Below are 15,494 nucleotides of genomic sequence, written 5' to 3' on the forward strand. Positions count from 1 at the left end.
GATTGTATCGTTCCCGGATCCGCCGGTCACGGTGTCGTTGCCGCCGCCTGCGATAATCTCGATCCCGCCTGTGTCGCTGGTAATATCCACCACATCGGCTGAGGCGCCCAGGATCAGCCGCTCGATCTGCGAGAAGCTGAGCGTGCTTGTTCCGTCGCTTATCGTGCCCGCGCCGGAGCCGGTGAAGGTCACGGTGACCGGGTTGGTCACGGCGGAAAGGTCGATGGTGTCGTAATCCGTGCCGGTGGTGACCCCTTCGCCGCCGATGATCGTGTCCGCGCCAAAGCCGTCCTCGACCACAAACGTGTCGGCATCGTCCCCGCCCGACAGGCTATCAGCGCCAGTGCCGCCCGAAATCGTGTCCGCGCCCGCGCCGCCGTCCAGCAGGTTATTGGCGCCGTCGCCGGTCAGGCTGTCATTGGCGGTGCCGCCAAGGATGTTCTCAATCCCGCTATAGGTGTTGCCGTGCTGGTCCGTACCGGTCGTGAGATCGATGATGAAGTTGACATACGACGCATCAGAATTGACGATATCGTAGGTATCAATCCCGGCACCTCCGATAAAGGTGTCGGCGCCGAAATTGGCCAGAAGCGTATCATTGCCGCTGCCGCCATCGATTGTGTCGGCGCCGCCGCCGCCGTCCAGCACGTCGTCGCCTGTACCGCCATCGATTGTGTCGGCCCCGGCACCGCCGCCCAGAACGTCGTTGCCGCTACCGCCATCAATTGTGTCGGCGCCGGTGCCGCCGGTCACGCTGTCATCCCCAGATGAGGCATCAATCCGCATGCCGGTGCTGCCACTCGACAGGTCGATGGTGTCGTTTCCAAGGCCTGTGGAGATGAATTCAATCTCGGAGAAATTGATGGTCGAACTGCCACCGGTCACGGAACCGGCCTCGCTACTGGTTAGCGTGACGGTAAGCGGATCGTTTTCCCAGGCGCCGCCGTCCTCAAACGTCAGTCGTAGCCAGTCGCCATTCCCGTCTTCGTCCCCTTCGCCACCGATGATGCTGATCGTGCCGCCTATGCCTTCTGGTGCATAGTTATAGAAGGTATCGTCGCCGGTCCCGCCCTGTGCTGTATCGCCAGCACCTGTGACAAAGACGTCGTCGCCTGCGCCGCCAGTCATCAGGTCGGCCTCGGTTCCGCCGTAGATCGTGTCTTTGCCGTCTCCGCCGATCAGGGTATCGCTGCCGCTTCCGCCGTAGACGATATCGTTGCCCGCGCCCGCGACGATGCTGTCGTTGCCGGCTACGGCATAGATTGTATCGTCGCCCGCTCCAGCATCCACGGTATCGTCGCCGCCATAGGCGTTCATCTGGGTGCCGTCGGCATCGATATAGCTGGCGCCGATGCTGTCATTCCCTGCGGTGCCGTCGACCGTGCCGTCGATAAAGGCATCCTGTTCGAGGTCGGCAAAGGCAAAGGAGTAGTTGTCACCGATGACTGACGTGAGCTGAATGGATTCGATCGGCTTGTCGTCGAGAACGTTGTTGGCAGGGTCACCTTCTCTGTAGGGATTAAGGAACACCCGACCTGATGTATCCTGCAGGATCAGCATCTGCGTCGTAGCCGTGGTGCCATCGGAATAGGTGACAAGGACATTGTAGTCGATGGCGCTGTCGATATCGGAGGATATTCCGCCATAGATCAGCTGATCGGCGCTTTGTCCGTTGTCGTTCTCAAGGAGCTGCCCGTCACTGTTGAGGTCGTTTACTGTGAGGCTGTCGATGTTGTCATAAAGCGGCGCGCCCGAGCTGCCGAACGTGGCGCCAACCAGGATGGAGGAGTTTTCAGATGCAAAGTTGGCTTCGTTTGGATCCAGATCGGAAAACGTTCCGAGGTAAAACGATTCGATTGTTCTAGTTACCAATTTTCACCTCGGGTTACTGTACGATACGCAAGACGCGTTGTTTGTACCGGTGCTGGAGCCGTCCAGATCTGAGCGACTAAATTAGAAGATGGTGCTTAAAGTTTAGTTGAAACGGCCAAATCGGGCCCAAACCGCCGCTCCAAGTGGCAGGGAGTACAGCCTCCAGCGTGGATTTGGCCGCTGCCTGACAATGGTTTCCGCGGCTCCGGCAGATGTTCATCGCAAGCGGTTGCGGGCTGGGATCCGCCTTGAATCCTGCCTCTGTGTCGATCGGCGACGGCGTCGCAGGCGATGTTGCGGATGTTCCTGGGCAGGGCTATCAGTTGCCTCGTGGATGCGGGGGCGAGGTGACTGTGAAGAAGAACATTCTGATTGTCGGCGGAAGCTCTGGCGTCGGTCTAGCACTGGCGCGGCACTACGTTGCCGAGGGACACCGGGTCACCATCACCGGACGGGCCGATCCGGGCTGCAGCGGCGTACGGTTTCATGCACTTTCGGTGACTGAGGATTCCAGCGATCTGATCACGGAACTGGATCGGTTGGCGCGGCAGGTCGGAGATGTGCAGACCCTGATCTATTGCGCGGGCTTTTTGCAGCAGGGGACGATTGCCTCGCTAGAGGATGCCGCGCTTGCGCAGATGACCAATGTCGGATTGCTGGGGCCTATGATGCTGATCCAGCGACTGGTCCGGCAGGCATCCGGACCGCTCAAACTGATGCTGATCACCTCAAGCTCACAGTATATACCGCAGGCGGGAATGCCTGCCTACTGCGCGACCAAGGCCGGTCTTGGCATGTTGGGCGCGGCGCTGGTGCGCAGCGAGGGGATCGGCAAGGTGCTGGTCGTCGCTCCGTCAGCGATACGTACGAATTTCTGGGACGGCACCACGGAAGACACATCGACCATGCTTGACCCCGGCTGGGTGGCCGGGCGGATTGTGGAACTGTCCAGCGGTGCCTTCAAATACAAATACGCAAAGCTCCTGCGCAGCCCGGCAAGGGTTGAGGTGGTCGATCATCTCGACAATGCTTTCCAGCCGATAGATCCCTGATGGCACCATGCTCTGACCCGGGCAGGGGGCAGGGGTCAGGCCAGCCGCCTGAGGCAGCTGATCACATGATCGGTCTGCGCGTGGCTTTGATGCGGGCCGATGGGCAGGCTGATCACCTCCCGGGCCAGCTGAGTTGCCAGTGGCAGCATCGAATCCGTCAGACCCAAGGAAGCATAAGCTGCCTGCGCATGTGGCGGGATCGGATAATGCACCAGGGTCTGGACGCCGGCCTCGGCCAGATCTTTCGCCAGCCGGTTCCGGTCCGGGTGCCGCACCACAAACAGATGCCAGACGGGATCGGCCTTGGCCGCGACATTGGGCAGCGCAATGCCAAGATCGCACAATTCCGACAGGTAGCGCGCGGCGATCTGCGCCCGCCGTGCGTTCCAGTCGTCCAGCACCGCCAGCTTCACGGTCAGGAAGCTGGCCTGAACCGGATCGAGGCGGCTGTTGAACCCTGCAACCTCATTGCGGTATTTTTCGTGAGACCCGTAATTGCGCAGCAGCGATAGCCGGTCGGCCAGTGCATCGTCATTGGTGGTGACCGCGCCGCCGTCTCCCAATGCTCCGAGGTTCTTCCCCGGATAAAAACTCCAGCAGACGATATCACCGGTTCCGCCGATGGAGCGTCCGTCCCAGCGCGCGCCATGCGCCTGCGCGGCGTCCTCGATCACCTTCAGCCCCAATTCGCGGGCAACCGCCATGATCGCGGTCATGTCTGCGGGCTGGCCATATAGGTGAACGGGAATAACCGCCTTGGCGCCGGGCACCATGGCGGCGCGTATGCCGTCAGCCGTGATATTATGGGTTGCCGGATCAGGCTCCACCGGTACCGGAATCGCGCCACATTGCGATACTGCCAGCCAGGTGGCGATATAGGTGTTGGAGGGAACCAGCACCCGATCTCCCGGCCCGATTTCCAGCGCCACAAGTGCCAGGCGCAAGGCATCCAGCCCGTTCGCAACACCAAGCGCATGTGAGACGCCGCAGTAGCGGGCAAACGCCTGCTCGAACCCGGCAACATCCGGGCCGAGGATATACCAGCCGGAGCGCAGGCTCTCCAGCATCCGGGGTTCGCTGCGCTCTGCCAGCTCATCATAGGCCGCTTTCAGATCGAGAAACGGAACCTGCATCACGTTGCCCCCACAGCCTGCCGGAAGTCGGTGTAGTCGCGAATATAATCGCTTTCGTCATAAGGCGCGGATGCCATCACCATGCAGACCGCACCGGAGGAGAAGTTATCGAGATATCGCCACATCATCGGGCAGATGTAGATGCCGAAATATGAGCGGTTCAGATGAAAGCGTTTCTTGTCGAACCCGTCATCCAGAACAACGTCAAAGCTGCCGGACATCGCGATCATGAACTGGTGCAGACCCTTGTGCGCATGCGCGCCGCGATCCGATCCGCCCGGTACATCGTAGAGGTAATAGACGCGTTTGATATCAAACGGGATGTGGTTCATCCCTTCGACAAATGTCAGGTTGCCGCGGGCATCTTCGATCTTGGGCAAGTCGATAAATTTGCAGTCGCTGAGTGGCAAATCCGTACTCCGGTCTTGTGGCAACGACCGGCTTTGGCAGCTGATCGGAGCAAACGTCGGATCTATCATCGAATAAGAGCGATCCAGTCTGGTCTATTGGCACAGCTGTCTACCATATTGTCATCTCCGATCAATCGAATTGGCGCATGCCGCGCCTGCATTGCGGAACTTGGCCTACGTGGCTGTAACCGCCAGAAGACCGCCGGGATCACTCGATTGCGGTGCCAGCGGGCAGGCAGTGTCATTGGCTGCGCACACGGGCAACCGCAGCTGTCGGGCATGGCTCCTTCTTGCAAACTGCAGTATTGGTGGTCTAACGGCGTCGGCGTCCAGGTGGTAAGACAGGCCTGAGACCCGCAGGGGCAACAGCAATGGATTTTCTGCGCGTGCGTGCAGGTTGGATTGGGTTGAAATGAACAGATACAGCTACTCAGTTGTGCTTCTTACCTACAATCAGCGGGACTATGTGAAAGAGGCGGTTGAGGCCGTGCTGGCACAAGACTGCGATCCTATCGAGATTCTGCTGTCGGACGATTGTTCGCAGGATGGCACCTTTGAGGCGATGGAGGCGCTGGTCGCCGATTACTCCGGGCCACATTCCGTTGTGCTTAACAAGAACCCGCAGAACCTGGGCGTCAACAAACATATCGAACGATGCTTCAACCTGAGTACAGGTGACGTCATCATTGCCGCGTCCGGCGATGATATCTCTCTTCCGGGACGCGTGGCACGGACCATTGAAGTCTTTGAGCGTGACGATCCGCTTCTGGTCTTCTCGCACGGCCAGGTCGAGACATTGGACGGCAAACCGATGCCCAAAACCTATGCCAAGGCAACATTCTACACCCGGACCGATGCCATGTCCGCGGCCTGTTCAATGCAGTTGTTCCTTGGGGCGACCTGTGCCTGGCACAAGGATCTCTTCCGCAAGTATGGTCCGATCCAATATGCAGACTGCTACGAGGACCTTGTGCTTGGGTTCCGTGCTGCGCTGGAGGGGCGCGTCGCATTCATCGACGAAGATCTTATCATCTATCGGGTCGGTATGGGGCAGACCAGCACGCAGCAATCCATCACAGATGCCGAGGCTTTTCGAAAAAAACGTCTGGCAGAGGTCGGCCGCGAGGTTTCGCTTTTGCGCCAGCGCCTGTCCGATGCGCAGGCTTTCGGTCTGACCGAAGGTGACCCGATTCTCGAGGCCATCCGCAGCCGACTTGAGGAACGGCAACTTCGCCGCACCTATCTGAAGGGCGGGTTGCGGAAACTGGACAAATCGGCCTTGAAGCATCCCTGGTCGGTGCTGGGCTTCATTTTATCCGAGCGGCGGCGTCGCAAGAAGGCGCTCAAGACGTCTTAAGGGAGATTGCGGCGGCTCCGGGCGCTTAGCCGAAATCCTCCAATCGTTGCAGCAGCGTTTCGCAGGAGCCGGTGATGTGGTCGCGTGTGAGCGCCGCTGCAAGGTCAGCGTCGCCTGCAACACAGGCCTCCCAGATAGCGATGTGCTCACGATTGGCCCGTTCGTTACCATTGGTCAGCACCAGCTGCGCCCTCAGGTAGCTGTCAACGCGGTCCATCGCATTGTCGATCACATCCATGTGGTATTGCAACCCGCTCTCTCGATAGAGTGTGGAGTGGAAATCCCGGTTCAACTCGCCCCAGGTCATCGGATCTTCCGACTGCGAGAACGCTTCCAGGCAGGCCTTGGCATTGGCCAGCGCCAAAGGTGACATCCGCGGGACAGCACGGCGGATCACCTCCGATTCCAGAACCGCTCGGAAATCGAAAATCTCCTTGGCTTCCTGCGCCGACAGGCCTGAGACGACAGCGCCCTTGTAGCGCTGGGTTTTGACCAGGCCCTGTTCCTCAAGTCTGGAAATCGCTTCGCGCACGGGGATTCGGCTGGTGTTGAACATCTGGGCAATCTCATCCTGCCGCAGCGGCTCACCTTCCTTCAGGTCACCTTCGATAATCGCCTTGCGCAGGGCGTCAAAGACGATCGTCGAGGCAGACGCGGTCTTGGATATATCAACGGATTTCAACTTCATATCTTCGCTCCTTGTCCGGTTTATACCCTTGATCGTCATTGCGGGGAAAGTGCAGATAAATATCATATTGAATATTGGATCCAATATGTATTATGCAATGATGCATAGCGCCGAGAGCCAGCACCCTCGGGTTCATATCCATTGAAGAGGATCCAACAATGACACACCCCGTATTCTCCGGCTGTATCCCGGCCCTGATGACTCCCTGCACAGCCGACCGCCGACCGGACTTCGATGCGCTGGTCAAAAAGGGGCAGGAGCTGATTTCGAAGGGCATGTCGGCGGTGGTCTATTGCGGATCGATGGGAGACTGGCCACTGATCAGCGATGCCGAGCGGATGGAAGGCGTTGCCCGATTGGTTGCCGCTGGCGTGCCGACTATCGTCGGTACTGGCGCTGTCAATACGGCGCAGGCCGCTGCCCATGCCGCTCATGCCGCCGAGGTCGGGGCCGCCGGTCTGATGGTGATCCCGCGCGTTCTGTCGCGCGGCAGTTCCGTGGCTGCGCAGCGCGACCATTTCGCGGCCGTGCTCTCTGCCGCACCCACGCTGCCTGCGGTGATCTACAACAGCCCCTATTATGGGTTCGCTACGCGCGCTGATCTGTTCTTTGACCTGCGTCGTGACCATCCGAACCTGATCGGATTCAAGGAATTCGGCGGCGCTGAGGACCTGCGGTATGCAGCCGAGAACATCACCTCGCAGGACAGCAGCGTTACCCTGATGATCGGCGTCGATACCACCGTGTTCCACGGCTATGTGAACTGTGGGGCCGGGGGCGCGATCACCGGGATCGGCAATGCGCTGCCTGCTGAGGTGCTGCATCTTGTTTCGCTTTGCCAGTTGGCGGCCAAGGGCAATGCAACAGCCCGTCGGCAGGCGCTTGAACTGGAAGCTGCACTGGCGGTGCTGTCCTCCTTCGACGAAGGTGCGGATCTGGTTCTCTACTACAAGCACCTGATGGTGCTGAACGGCGACAGCGAATACCAGCTGCACTTCAACGAAAGCGACCGGCTCAGCGCCAGCCAGAAAGCCTATGTCGAAGCGCAATATGACCTCTTCTGCAGCTGGTACGCCGACTGGAGCCAGCAACCCGATGTTGCGGCGCTATGCGGGTAATCGACAGCCATACCGCTGGAGAGCCGACCCGTCTGATCCTCTCGGGCGGGCCGGACCTTGGCAGTGGATCACTGGCGGAGCGGGCCGAGCGCCTGTTCCGCGAGCATCGGAGCTTTTGCACATCGGTGCTGTCGGAGCCTCGTGGTCACGACGCCATCGTTGGTGCCCTGCTGGTGCCGCCGACAGATCCCGGCTGCGCCGTCGGTGTCATCTATTTCAACCCGGTCGGACCCTTGGGCATGTGTGGCCATGCCACCATAGGAACCGCAGTGAGCCTGCATCATCTCGGGCGCCTTGATCTGGGCCGACACCATATCGAAACGCCGGTTGGGACCGTCGGCGTCCATTTGCAGTCCGCCAATCGCGCCGCTGTCGAAAATGTCGAGAGCTACCGCTATCGCGCCAACGTCGTGGTCGAGGTGCCAGATCAAGGCCCCGTCACGGGCGATATCGCCTGGGGTGGAAACTGGTTCTTCCTGACCTCCGATGCACCGGCGCCGCTCACTTTGGCTCATATCGACCAGCTGACCGCGCGGGCCGTTGCCTTGCGGCTTGCCTTGGCCGAGCAGGGGATCACCGGGCGCGACGGCGCCATGATCGACCACGTCGAGTATGTCGCGCCACCGCTGACCTCCGAAGGGCATGCACGCAACTTCGTGCTTTGCCCGGGAACAGCCTATGACCGCTCGCCCTGTGGCACCGGTTCGGCGGCGAAACTGGCCTGCCTTGCTGGTGATGGCGATCTGGCGCCCGGCGTGACCTGGATTCAGGAAAGCGTGATCGGCAGCACCTATTCGCTGCAATACCGCAGAGGCTCCAGCGGCGGAGTGATTGCGACCATAACCGGCACGGCCTTTGTGACCGGAGACACAGTTTTGAACTTTGATCCCGCAGACCCCTATCGGGCGGGGATCACCACCCAAGAGGTATTTTGATGGACTATCGCAACCTGATCGCCGGCGACTGGTCGGAGACCGCCGCCGCCAGCGCCAATATCAACCCGTCCGACACGCAGGACATGTTGGGCTACGCCGCCAACAGCCAGGCCGAAGACATGGATCGCGCGATTGCCGCGGCGAAGGCCGCCGCCCCGAGCTGGGCCGCCAGCACGCCGCAACAGCGATTTGATGTATTGGACGCCATCGGCACCGAAATCCTGGCCCGCAAGGCCGAACTGGGTCGGCTGCTGTCGCGCGAAGAAGGCAAGACGCTGCCCGAAGGCATCGGCGAGGCGGCGCGGGCCGGGCAGATTTTCAAGTTCTTCGCGGGTGAAACGCTGCGCCAGGCGGGTGAGATACTTGCCTCGGTTCGCCCCGGCGTCGGTGTCGAAGTGACCCGCTCTCCGGTCGGGGTTGTCGGCCTCATCACGCCCTGGAACTTCCCCATCGCCATCCCGGCCTGGAAAGTCGCCCCGGCACTGGCCTATGGCAATGCGGTTGTTCTGAAACCGGCCGAACTGACACCGGGTTGCGCCCATGCGCTGGCCGAGATCATCAACCGCTCCGGTTTGCCCGATGGTGTCTTCAACATCGTCTTTGGCACCGGCAGCACCGTTGGTCAGCGGCTTGTGGACAGCCGTGATGTTGATGCTGTCTCCTTTACCGGTTCGGTTGAGACCGGCAGCGCCATTGCGGCTGCCTGCGGCGCGCAGCGCAAAAAGCTGCAGCTGGAAATGGGTGGCAAAAACCCAATGGTGGTGCTGGATGATGCCGATCTGGAGACCGCGGTCGAGGCCAGCCTCAATGGCGCGTTCTTCTCCACCGGTCAGCGCTGCACGGCCTCTTCGCGGCTGATCGTGACCGAAGGCATCCACGACCGTTTTGTCGCGGCTCTGGGCCAGCGGATGACAGATCTTCGGGTCGGCAATGCGCTGGATCAGGAGACCCAGATTGGTCCGGTTGTGGATGAGCGGCAGCTGGAGAAGGATCTCTACTATATAGATGTCGCCGCCAGCGAAGGCGGGCGGGTGCTCGGAGGCCAGACGCTTCAGCGCAGCACCAAGGGATTTTATCTTTCGCCTGCTCTGGTGACCGAGACCTCGAACGAGATGCGCATCAATCAGGAAGAGGTCTTTGGCCCGCTGGCATCGGTTATTCGCGTTGCCGACTATGACGAGGCGCTGATGGTTGCCAATGACACACCGTTTGGTCTCAGCGCAGGGATTTGCACCGGATCGCTCAAATATGCGACGCATTTCAAGGCCAATGTCGAGGTCGGCATGGCGATGGTGAATCTTCCGACCGCCGGGGTGGATTATCACGTTCCATTTGGCGGCACCAAAGGGTCCAGTTTTGGTGCCCGCGAGCAGGGCAGCCATGCGAAAGACTTTTATACAAAAGTCAAAACTGCCTATACCTTGGCGTAACGCCGGTTAGCAGGTGGCGGGGCGGGGGCCTCGCCACAGTCACGAATGGGGGGCAGATGACAAAGACGGTTGTGGTTATCGGTGCAGGTGTCGTGGGTGTCAGCACGGCTCTGCGGTTGCAAAGCGAGCTTGCAGCCAGCGGCGGGCAGGTTGTCCTGCTGGATCGCAAGGGCGTGGCCGAGGAAACCTCCGCAGGCAACGCCGGGGCCTTTGCCTTCACCGATGTTGAGCCGCTTGCGACGCCCGGCATCATGAAAAAGGCGCCGGGCTGGCTCCTTGATCCGCTTGGCCCGCTGTCTGTGCCGCCTGCCTACGCGCTGCAGCTGACGCCATGGTTGATCCGCTTCTGGCGGGCCAGCTGGCGGGATCGTTATCAGGCCGTGGTAAAGGCCCAGGCCGCTCTGATGCACCTTGCCAAGGCCGCGACGGAACGCCAGATCTCCGATACCGGCGGCGAAGCGATGATCCAGCGCGAAGGCGCCCTGCAGCTATATGAATCCGAGGCCGAGTTTGCGGCCAGCCAATACGGCTGGCAGCTGCGCCGTGATCACGGCATCCGGTTTTCTCTGCTCCACAGCCCGGCTGAAATCGCCGAGATCCAACCCGGTCTCAGCTCCCGGTTTACCCATGCAGGGTTTACGCCCGACTGGATGAACACCTGCGATCCCAAGGCCTGGGTTGAGCATCTGTTTCAGGCCTTCACAGCGCGAGGTGGCCAGTTTCGCAAGGGCGATGTGCGCGATCTGGAGACCGGCGACGATGGCATTCGCATCATGACAGAGAGCGAGCCGCTCTTGGCGGATCATGTCGTGATAGCCGCCGGTGCCTGGTCACATCACCTGGCACGCAGGCTGGGGGACCGGCTGCCGCTGGAAACCGAGCGCGGCTATAATACGACCCTGCCGGCGGGGTGTTTTGATCTGCGCACGCATATTACCTTCAGCCGACATGGCTTTGTGGTGAGCCGGATTCGCGGGGGAGTCCGTGTTGGCGGCGCGGTCGAACTGGGCGGGCTGAAACTGCCTGCGAATTTCAAACGCGCGGACACGCTCCTGGCAAAGGCCGCGCAGTTCATGCCCGAACTGGACACGGCCAATGGCACCCAGTGGATGGGTTATCGCCCCTCATTGCCCGATAGCCTGCCAGTGATCGGTACCGCCACCCGTGACTCGCGCGTGATCTATGCCTTTGGCCATGGCCATGTCGGCCTGACACAATCGGCGGCCACGGCCGAGCTAGTCGCGGATCTGGTCGAGGCGCGTCGGCCCGCCATCGACCTCTCTGCCTTTGCAGCGGATCGCTTCTGACACAACCGTCTGCATCTATTGTCGTTTTCGCCGTGCCGAAAGGCGCGGCGTTGTTTTTTCCACAGTTGTTCGCAAACCGAACGTGAACGAAATAGAAGGAATTGTCTGGCTATCTCTTAGGCTATTCGGTCGCCTTGCGACAGAATCGGCACTTTTAAGAGGAGACATGCGCGTCATGCCCAAGGCCCCGAAACTCTCGCTCAAGCTGAAATTGCCCCTGATTATGGTGGCCTTGACGGCAACGTTTCTGGTGACAGTCTCATTCCTCGTCTATTCGATGGCGGAGAAGAGCATTCGCGATTTCGTTTATGCGTCGAAAGCGACCACCGCCCGTTCCGGTGAGCAGGCGTTGAGCTTCATGATGGAGGCCGCGCGCCGCGACTTGTCGATCAACGCGTCGCAGCCAACGGTATTCCGGGCCATCAGCAACTTCGACCGCGTCTACACGATGATCGAAGAAGAGCCGGTTGGGTTCCTGCGGCGTCACTACATCGAGGAAAACCCCAACGCGGCGAACGAACGTCATCTGCTGAGCGATCCGGGCGATGGCTCCTATTACAGCCAGTCCCATGCGACCTATCACCCGACTTTCCTGCAGTCGCTGGAGGTCAACGGTTATGAGGATCTCTATCTTCTGAACGCATCCGGCCAGCTGATGTATTCGGTAAAGAAACGCGAAGACTTCATTCAGCAATTCGGTTCGGGCGAGAATGCCGAAAGCGGCCTAGGCAAAGTGTTCAGCGCAGCGCTCAACGCCGAGGAAGGTCAGGTTGTGACCGCTGATTTTGCGACCTATGCGCCGGGCGGCGGCGGTGCAGGTGCCTTTATGGCGGTGCCGGTATTCAACAAGAAAAAAGAAGTCATCGGCGTGATGGCGGTTCAGATTTCAAGCGCTGCAGTCGTGGCCGCGCTGACATCCAACATGGACGTCGATGGGCATCAGAACATCTTCCTGGTTGGCAGCGACGGCACCGCACGCAGTACTTCGGTGATCGAAGGGGAGTTTGCCATTGGCGATGCCTTGCCGGAGAACGCCGTAACCAAGGCGGCCGCGGCGGGCGATAGCGGTCTGTTTGAGGGCGCCACATCCATCTCTGGTAAACCCATCATTGCCATGGTGCGGCCATTGGACATTGCGGGCTTTGACTGGTCTTTGGTGCTACAGACCGAAGAACAGGCAGCTTTTGCAAAGGTTCGCGACATCCGGCTTGTGGCGATGCTGATGATCGGGGTTTCGGTCCTGATTGCTATCGTGGTGTCTTTCGTCGCGGCACGCCATGTCACCCGCCCGATTCTGGCGCTGCGCGAGGCTACAAATGCGCTGGCTGCCGAAGATTACGCAAGTGAAATCAGCGGCCGTGGCCGTGGTGATGAGCTGGGCGATCTGGCCCGGAGTCTGGATATGTTCCGCGACAAGCTGCTGATCGCGGATGAGGCCGCCGAGCGCGAAGAAGAGGCCGCAAAACAGACCGCTGCGGTTGTCGAGGAGATGAGCGGCGCCCTGGCCGAGTTGCAGCGCGGCAACCTGGCCTGCGACATCCAACAACCTTTTGCGGAGCACTACGAAACGCTGCGCGAGAATTTCAATCGCAGCCTGGTCAACCTGCGCGATTCGCTGTCTGAGGTGGTGGATGCGGCTCATAACGTCGACAAGTTTTCCGAAGAGCAGCGCGCCTCCGCCGAGGAAATGGCGCATCGGACCGAAGCGCAGGCCGGCACTTTGGAGGAAACCGCAGCAGCGCTGCAGGACCTGACCAATAGCATTCGAGAGACCGCCGACCGGGCCGGGCAGGTCGATGAGACCATGCGCGGTACACGCGACGAGGCCGAACACAGCAACCATATCGTGACGTCTGCGGTCCAGGCGATGGACCAGATTCAGGATGCCTCCGAGCAGATTTCGCAGATTATCAACATGATTGACGATATCGCCTTCCAGACCAATCTTCTGGCACTGAACGCAGGCGTCGAGGCGGCACGGGCCGGTGAGGCCGGTGCTGGTTTTGCAGTTGTCGCCTCTGAGGTGCGTGCCCTCGCAATGCGGGCCTCCAAAGCTGCTGGGCAGATCAAGGGGCTGACGTCGGCAAGCGAGGAACATGTGGCAAACGGGGTGGCCATGGTGGGGCGTGCGGGGGATGCGCTCAGCGGGATCATCGAAAAGGTCACGAATGTATCCGACCTCATCACTGAAATCGCAGATGGCGTGCAGAAACAATCCAAAGGGTTGGAGAACATCAACGGCGCTATGGGGCGTCTGGATGGCACCACTCAGCAAAACGCCGCAATGTCCGAGGAAGCCTCTGCCGCCAGCCAGCTGCTGCAACATGAAGCACAGGCGCTGACCGGCGTGGTTTCGCGGTTCCAGCTCGGCAATGGCGCAGCCAGCGCAGGCTCAGGTGACTGGGCGGCGGATGGGGCTGCTGGCGCACACTCAGCCTACGGCTGACCGCATCAAGACATGAGACAGAATCGCCCGGTCTGATTTTCAGATCGGGCGATTTTTTGTGATCGGGTGTTTGTTTTTCCGGGATCGACACCGCAGCTGCGCAAACTCATCGGTACGCCCTAGAGGATGTCTCGATCAGCAGAAATGGATGCAGTTCTGACAGCCGTCGCAGGTCGTGAACCACCGAAAGGGGTTATTTGGTGAGCGTCATGAACCCACCCTGCAAGGCAGTGACAGCCGTTTGATTGGTATCGGTCACAGCGTTGCGGTGGGCCATCCGCTCGAGATTGACGATGGTCGACAACATGATCCGGTCATGGCTCCAGTCGCCGGGCCGCTGCATCAGGAGCGCGGTGGCAATCACCCCGGTCGCCAGCATCGTCGAAACCAGCATCCAGCCGAACATATGGGGATCTTGGGGCTGCTGCGCTGCGGTGACCACATCAATGCGCCGGGCCAGCGTGGCCCCACGGCGCAGTTCGCGCCGATCTACCAATGCGACCGAGGGGCTGCGCTGCACGAAGCGGATCGGATCCCGCGCCGCCAGGGTGCAGGCCCGGATCAGACATTCGCAATAGGCGCGGATATCCCGCTGCCCGCGCGTCATCAGCGCCTGGTCACAGGCAAATTCCCGCAGCATCTGCACTTCACGACGCCAGAGGTGATAGGCGGGGTTCCAGAACAGGAAGGGGCGCAGTGCCTCCAGCAGGAATTCGCATTCCACATCCCACTGGCGGAAATGCTGCAATTCATGGGCAACGCTCAACCGCAGATCCGATGGGTTTGTGACCAGCGCGGAGGGCAGCACAACATAGCGGGTAAACAGGCCGCGCGTGGAGAAGGCGACTGTGCTCCGGTCGCTGATGCGGATTTCGATACGGCCAAGCCGCTTCCAGATATAGGCCTGTCGCAATCCCGCTCGCAGCCGCAGCACGGCCAAGCCCAGCTGCGCGAGAGAAAGGAGGGCACCGACAATGAGCGCGGCAATGGCAAGCTGCGCCCAGAGGCTGGTCTGCGCCATCAACGCCCTCACCAGATCTTCGCGCAGGCCAAGGATGCTCTCAAACCGTGTGGCGCTCATGTTGACATTGCCCTGCAGATACTGCGCCACCAGCATGTCCGACAGGGTGGGCGGCTGGGAGACGACATAGGTGGTCAGAGCAACCACCAGTATCGGTGACACCGTCAGCAAAAGCGTCATGCCGTTCAGCAGCCTGAGCTGTGGGCGAAACGCCGGGCCCAGCCGACTGCGTGCCAGGATCGCCCGCAGAGCCAGCCAAAGAACGGTGCCGGCAAGGAGCAGTAAATTCAGGTCAATATAGGCGTTCAGAAAACTCTCAGCGTTCATCGTCCCCCAACCTTTCATTCAGCAAGGCCCGTATCTCCACGAGCATCTCGTCGGTGACATCCTCGTCATCCACCAGGCGGGCGACGAGGGCCGCCGGGGCGCCGTTGAAGAGCTTGCTCGAAAGGTTCTTGAGAGTGGTTTTCTGATAATCCGCCTTGGGCACCGCAGGACGGTAGACCAAGGATCTGTCAGCTCGTTCGCTGCTCAGAAACCCTTTTTGTTCCATAATCTTCAGCACGGTCGCGACCGATGTGTAGGCCCGTTCTTGGCTTTTGTTCAGTTCGGCCAATATATCGCGCACCGTGCCGCCGCCGGTTTCCCAGACAACAGTCATGAATTCGAGTTCAACCTCTGTCAAAAGCGGGTTGTCCTGTTTCTTTCGCATCATGTCTGTCCGG

13 protein-coding genes are annotated in these 15,494 nt (G+C 60.3%); 7 read left to right on the top strand and 6 right to left on the bottom strand.

Annotated features, from left to right (window positions below):
- Window positions 1-1,872, bottom strand: a 1,872-nt coding sequence (locus tag VWZ85_RS15015; protein ID WP_416588859.1) for a calcium-binding protein, incomplete at its 3' end; no start/stop codon positions are given.
- 248 nt (window positions 1,873-2,120) lie between these two features.
- Between VWZ85_RS15015 and VWZ85_RS15020 the strand changes: the two genes are divergently transcribed.
- Window positions 2,121-2,924 (top strand): SDR family NAD(P)-dependent oxidoreductase, encoded by an 804-nt coding sequence (locus tag VWZ85_RS15020; protein WP_416588861.1) that lies wholly within the window; start codon window positions 2,121-2,123, stop codon window positions 2,922-2,924.
- A gap of 35 nt (window positions 2,925-2,959) precedes the next feature.
- Here VWZ85_RS15020 and VWZ85_RS15025 read toward each other — a convergent pair whose 3' ends face one another.
- Together VWZ85_RS15025 and VWZ85_RS15030 are read right to left on the bottom strand one after the other, a co-directional pair.
- Window positions 2,960-4,057 carry a DegT/DnrJ/EryC1/StrS family aminotransferase gene (locus VWZ85_RS15025; RefSeq protein ID WP_416588863.1) on the bottom strand — a complete coding sequence of 366 codons (1,098 nt, stop codon included), beginning with the start codon at window positions 4,055-4,057 and terminating at the stop codon, window positions 2,960-2,962.
- Window positions 4,057-4,467, bottom strand: coding sequence for a sugar 3,4-ketoisomerase (locus VWZ85_RS15030; RefSeq protein ID WP_416535556.1), 411 nt, complete (start codon window positions 4,465-4,467; stop codon window positions 4,057-4,059). Before VWZ85_RS15030 ends, VWZ85_RS15025 begins: the two co-directional genes overlap by 1 nt.
- Before the next feature lie 412 nt (window positions 4,468-4,879).
- Here VWZ85_RS15030 and VWZ85_RS15035 point away from each other — a divergent pair, with 412 nt between their 5' ends.
- Window positions 4,880-5,824 carry a glycosyltransferase gene (locus VWZ85_RS15035; RefSeq protein WP_416588865.1) on the top strand — a complete coding sequence of 315 codons (945 nt, stop codon included), beginning with the start codon at window positions 4,880-4,882 and terminating at the stop codon, window positions 5,822-5,824.
- Window positions 5,825-5,849: 25 nt separating this feature from the next.
- Here the strand turns inward: VWZ85_RS15035 and VWZ85_RS15040 are convergent, their stop codons facing one another.
- Complete coding sequence (locus VWZ85_RS15040) at window positions 5,850-6,512, bottom strand: GntR family transcriptional regulator (RefSeq protein WP_340544483.1); 663 nt, start codon at window positions 6,510-6,512, stop codon at window positions 5,850-5,852.
- 158 nt (window positions 6,513-6,670) lie between these two features.
- Between VWZ85_RS15040 and VWZ85_RS15045 the strand changes: the two genes are divergently transcribed.
- From VWZ85_RS15045 to VWZ85_RS15065, 5 genes are all read left to right on the top strand, one after another.
- Window positions 6,671-7,630 (top strand): dihydrodipicolinate synthase family protein, encoded by a 960-nt coding sequence (locus VWZ85_RS15045; protein ID WP_416588867.1) that lies wholly within the window; start codon window positions 6,671-6,673, stop codon window positions 7,628-7,630.
- The gene (locus VWZ85_RS15050) at window positions 7,621-8,565 is read left to right on the top strand and encodes a proline racemase family protein (protein ID WP_416588869.1); all 945 of its coding nucleotides are present in this window, start codon (window positions 7,621-7,623) and stop codon (window positions 8,563-8,565) included. Before VWZ85_RS15045 ends, VWZ85_RS15050 begins: the two co-directional genes overlap by 10 nt.
- Entirely contained in the window at window positions 8,565-9,995 is a 1,431-nt protein-coding gene (locus VWZ85_RS15055; RefSeq protein WP_416588872.1) for an aldehyde dehydrogenase family protein, read from the top strand. Before VWZ85_RS15050 ends, VWZ85_RS15055 begins: the two co-directional genes overlap by 1 nt.
- A 56-nt stretch (window positions 9,996-10,051) precedes the next feature.
- Window positions 10,052-11,302, top strand: a complete 1,251-nt coding sequence (locus tag VWZ85_RS15060; RefSeq protein WP_416588874.1) for an NAD(P)/FAD-dependent oxidoreductase — start codon at window positions 10,052-10,054, stop codon at window positions 11,300-11,302.
- Between the two features lie 166 nt (window positions 11,303-11,468).
- Window positions 11,469-13,748 (top strand): methyl-accepting chemotaxis protein, encoded by a 2,280-nt coding sequence (locus tag VWZ85_RS15065; protein ID WP_416542545.1) that lies wholly within the window; start codon window positions 11,469-11,471, stop codon window positions 13,746-13,748.
- Between the two features lie 193 nt (window positions 13,749-13,941).
- Here the strand turns inward: VWZ85_RS15065 and VWZ85_RS15070 are convergent, their stop codons facing one another.
- The gene (locus VWZ85_RS15070) at window positions 13,942-15,096 is read right to left on the bottom strand and encodes a M56 family metallopeptidase (protein WP_340544492.1); all 1,155 of its coding nucleotides are present in this window, start codon (window positions 15,094-15,096) and stop codon (window positions 13,942-13,944) included.
- Window positions 15,086-15,481 (bottom strand): BlaI/MecI/CopY family transcriptional regulator, encoded by a 396-nt coding sequence (locus VWZ85_RS15075; RefSeq protein WP_340544494.1) that lies wholly within the window; start codon window positions 15,479-15,481, stop codon window positions 15,086-15,088. Before VWZ85_RS15075 ends, VWZ85_RS15070 begins: the two co-directional genes overlap by 11 nt.
- Window positions 15,482-15,494 lie beyond the last annotated feature (13 nt).

The sequence above is a fragment of the Phaeobacter sp. JH20_29 genome (assembly GCF_048056175.1).
In the GTDB taxonomy this organism is placed as follows: Bacteria; Pseudomonadota; Alphaproteobacteria; order Rhodobacterales; family Rhodobacteraceae; genus Phaeobacter; species Phaeobacter bryozoorum.

What these genes read in the sequence shown, in the direction of transcription:
- VWZ85_RS15025 (WP_416588863.1), bottom strand. Translation starts at nt 4,057, where the DNA reads ATGCAGGTTCCGTTTCTCGATCTGAAAGCGGCCTATGATGAGCTGGCA.
- VWZ85_RS15035 (WP_416588865.1), top strand. Translation starts at nt 4,880, where the DNA reads ATGAACAGATACAGCTACTCAGTTGTGCTTCTTACCTACAATCAGCGG.
- VWZ85_RS15040 (WP_340544483.1), bottom strand. Translation starts at nt 6,512, where the DNA reads ATGAAGTTGAAATCCGTTGATATATCCAAGACCGCGTCTGCCTCGACG.
- VWZ85_RS15045 (WP_416588867.1), top strand. Translation starts at nt 6,671, where the DNA reads ATGACACACCCCGTATTCTCCGGCTGTATCCCGGCCCTGATGACTCCC.
- VWZ85_RS15050 (WP_416588869.1), top strand. Translation starts at nt 7,621, where the DNA reads ATGCGGGTAATCGACAGCCATACCGCTGGAGAGCCGACCCGTCTGATC.
- VWZ85_RS15055 (WP_416588872.1), top strand. Translation starts at nt 8,565, where the DNA reads ATGGACTATCGCAACCTGATCGCCGGCGACTGGTCGGAGACCGCCGCC.
- VWZ85_RS15060 (WP_416588874.1), top strand. Translation starts at nt 10,052, where the DNA reads ATGACAAAGACGGTTGTGGTTATCGGTGCAGGTGTCGTGGGTGTCAGC.
- VWZ85_RS15065 (WP_416542545.1), top strand. Translation starts at nt 11,469, where the DNA reads ATGCGCGTCATGCCCAAGGCCCCGAAACTCTCGCTCAAGCTGAAATTG.
- VWZ85_RS15070 (WP_340544492.1), bottom strand. Translation starts at nt 15,096, where the DNA reads ATGAACGCTGAGAGTTTTCTGAACGCCTATATTGACCTGAATTTACTG.
- VWZ85_RS15075 (WP_340544494.1), bottom strand. Translation starts at nt 15,481, where the DNA reads ATGCGAAAGAAACAGGACAACCCGCTTTTGACAGAGGTTGAACTCGAA.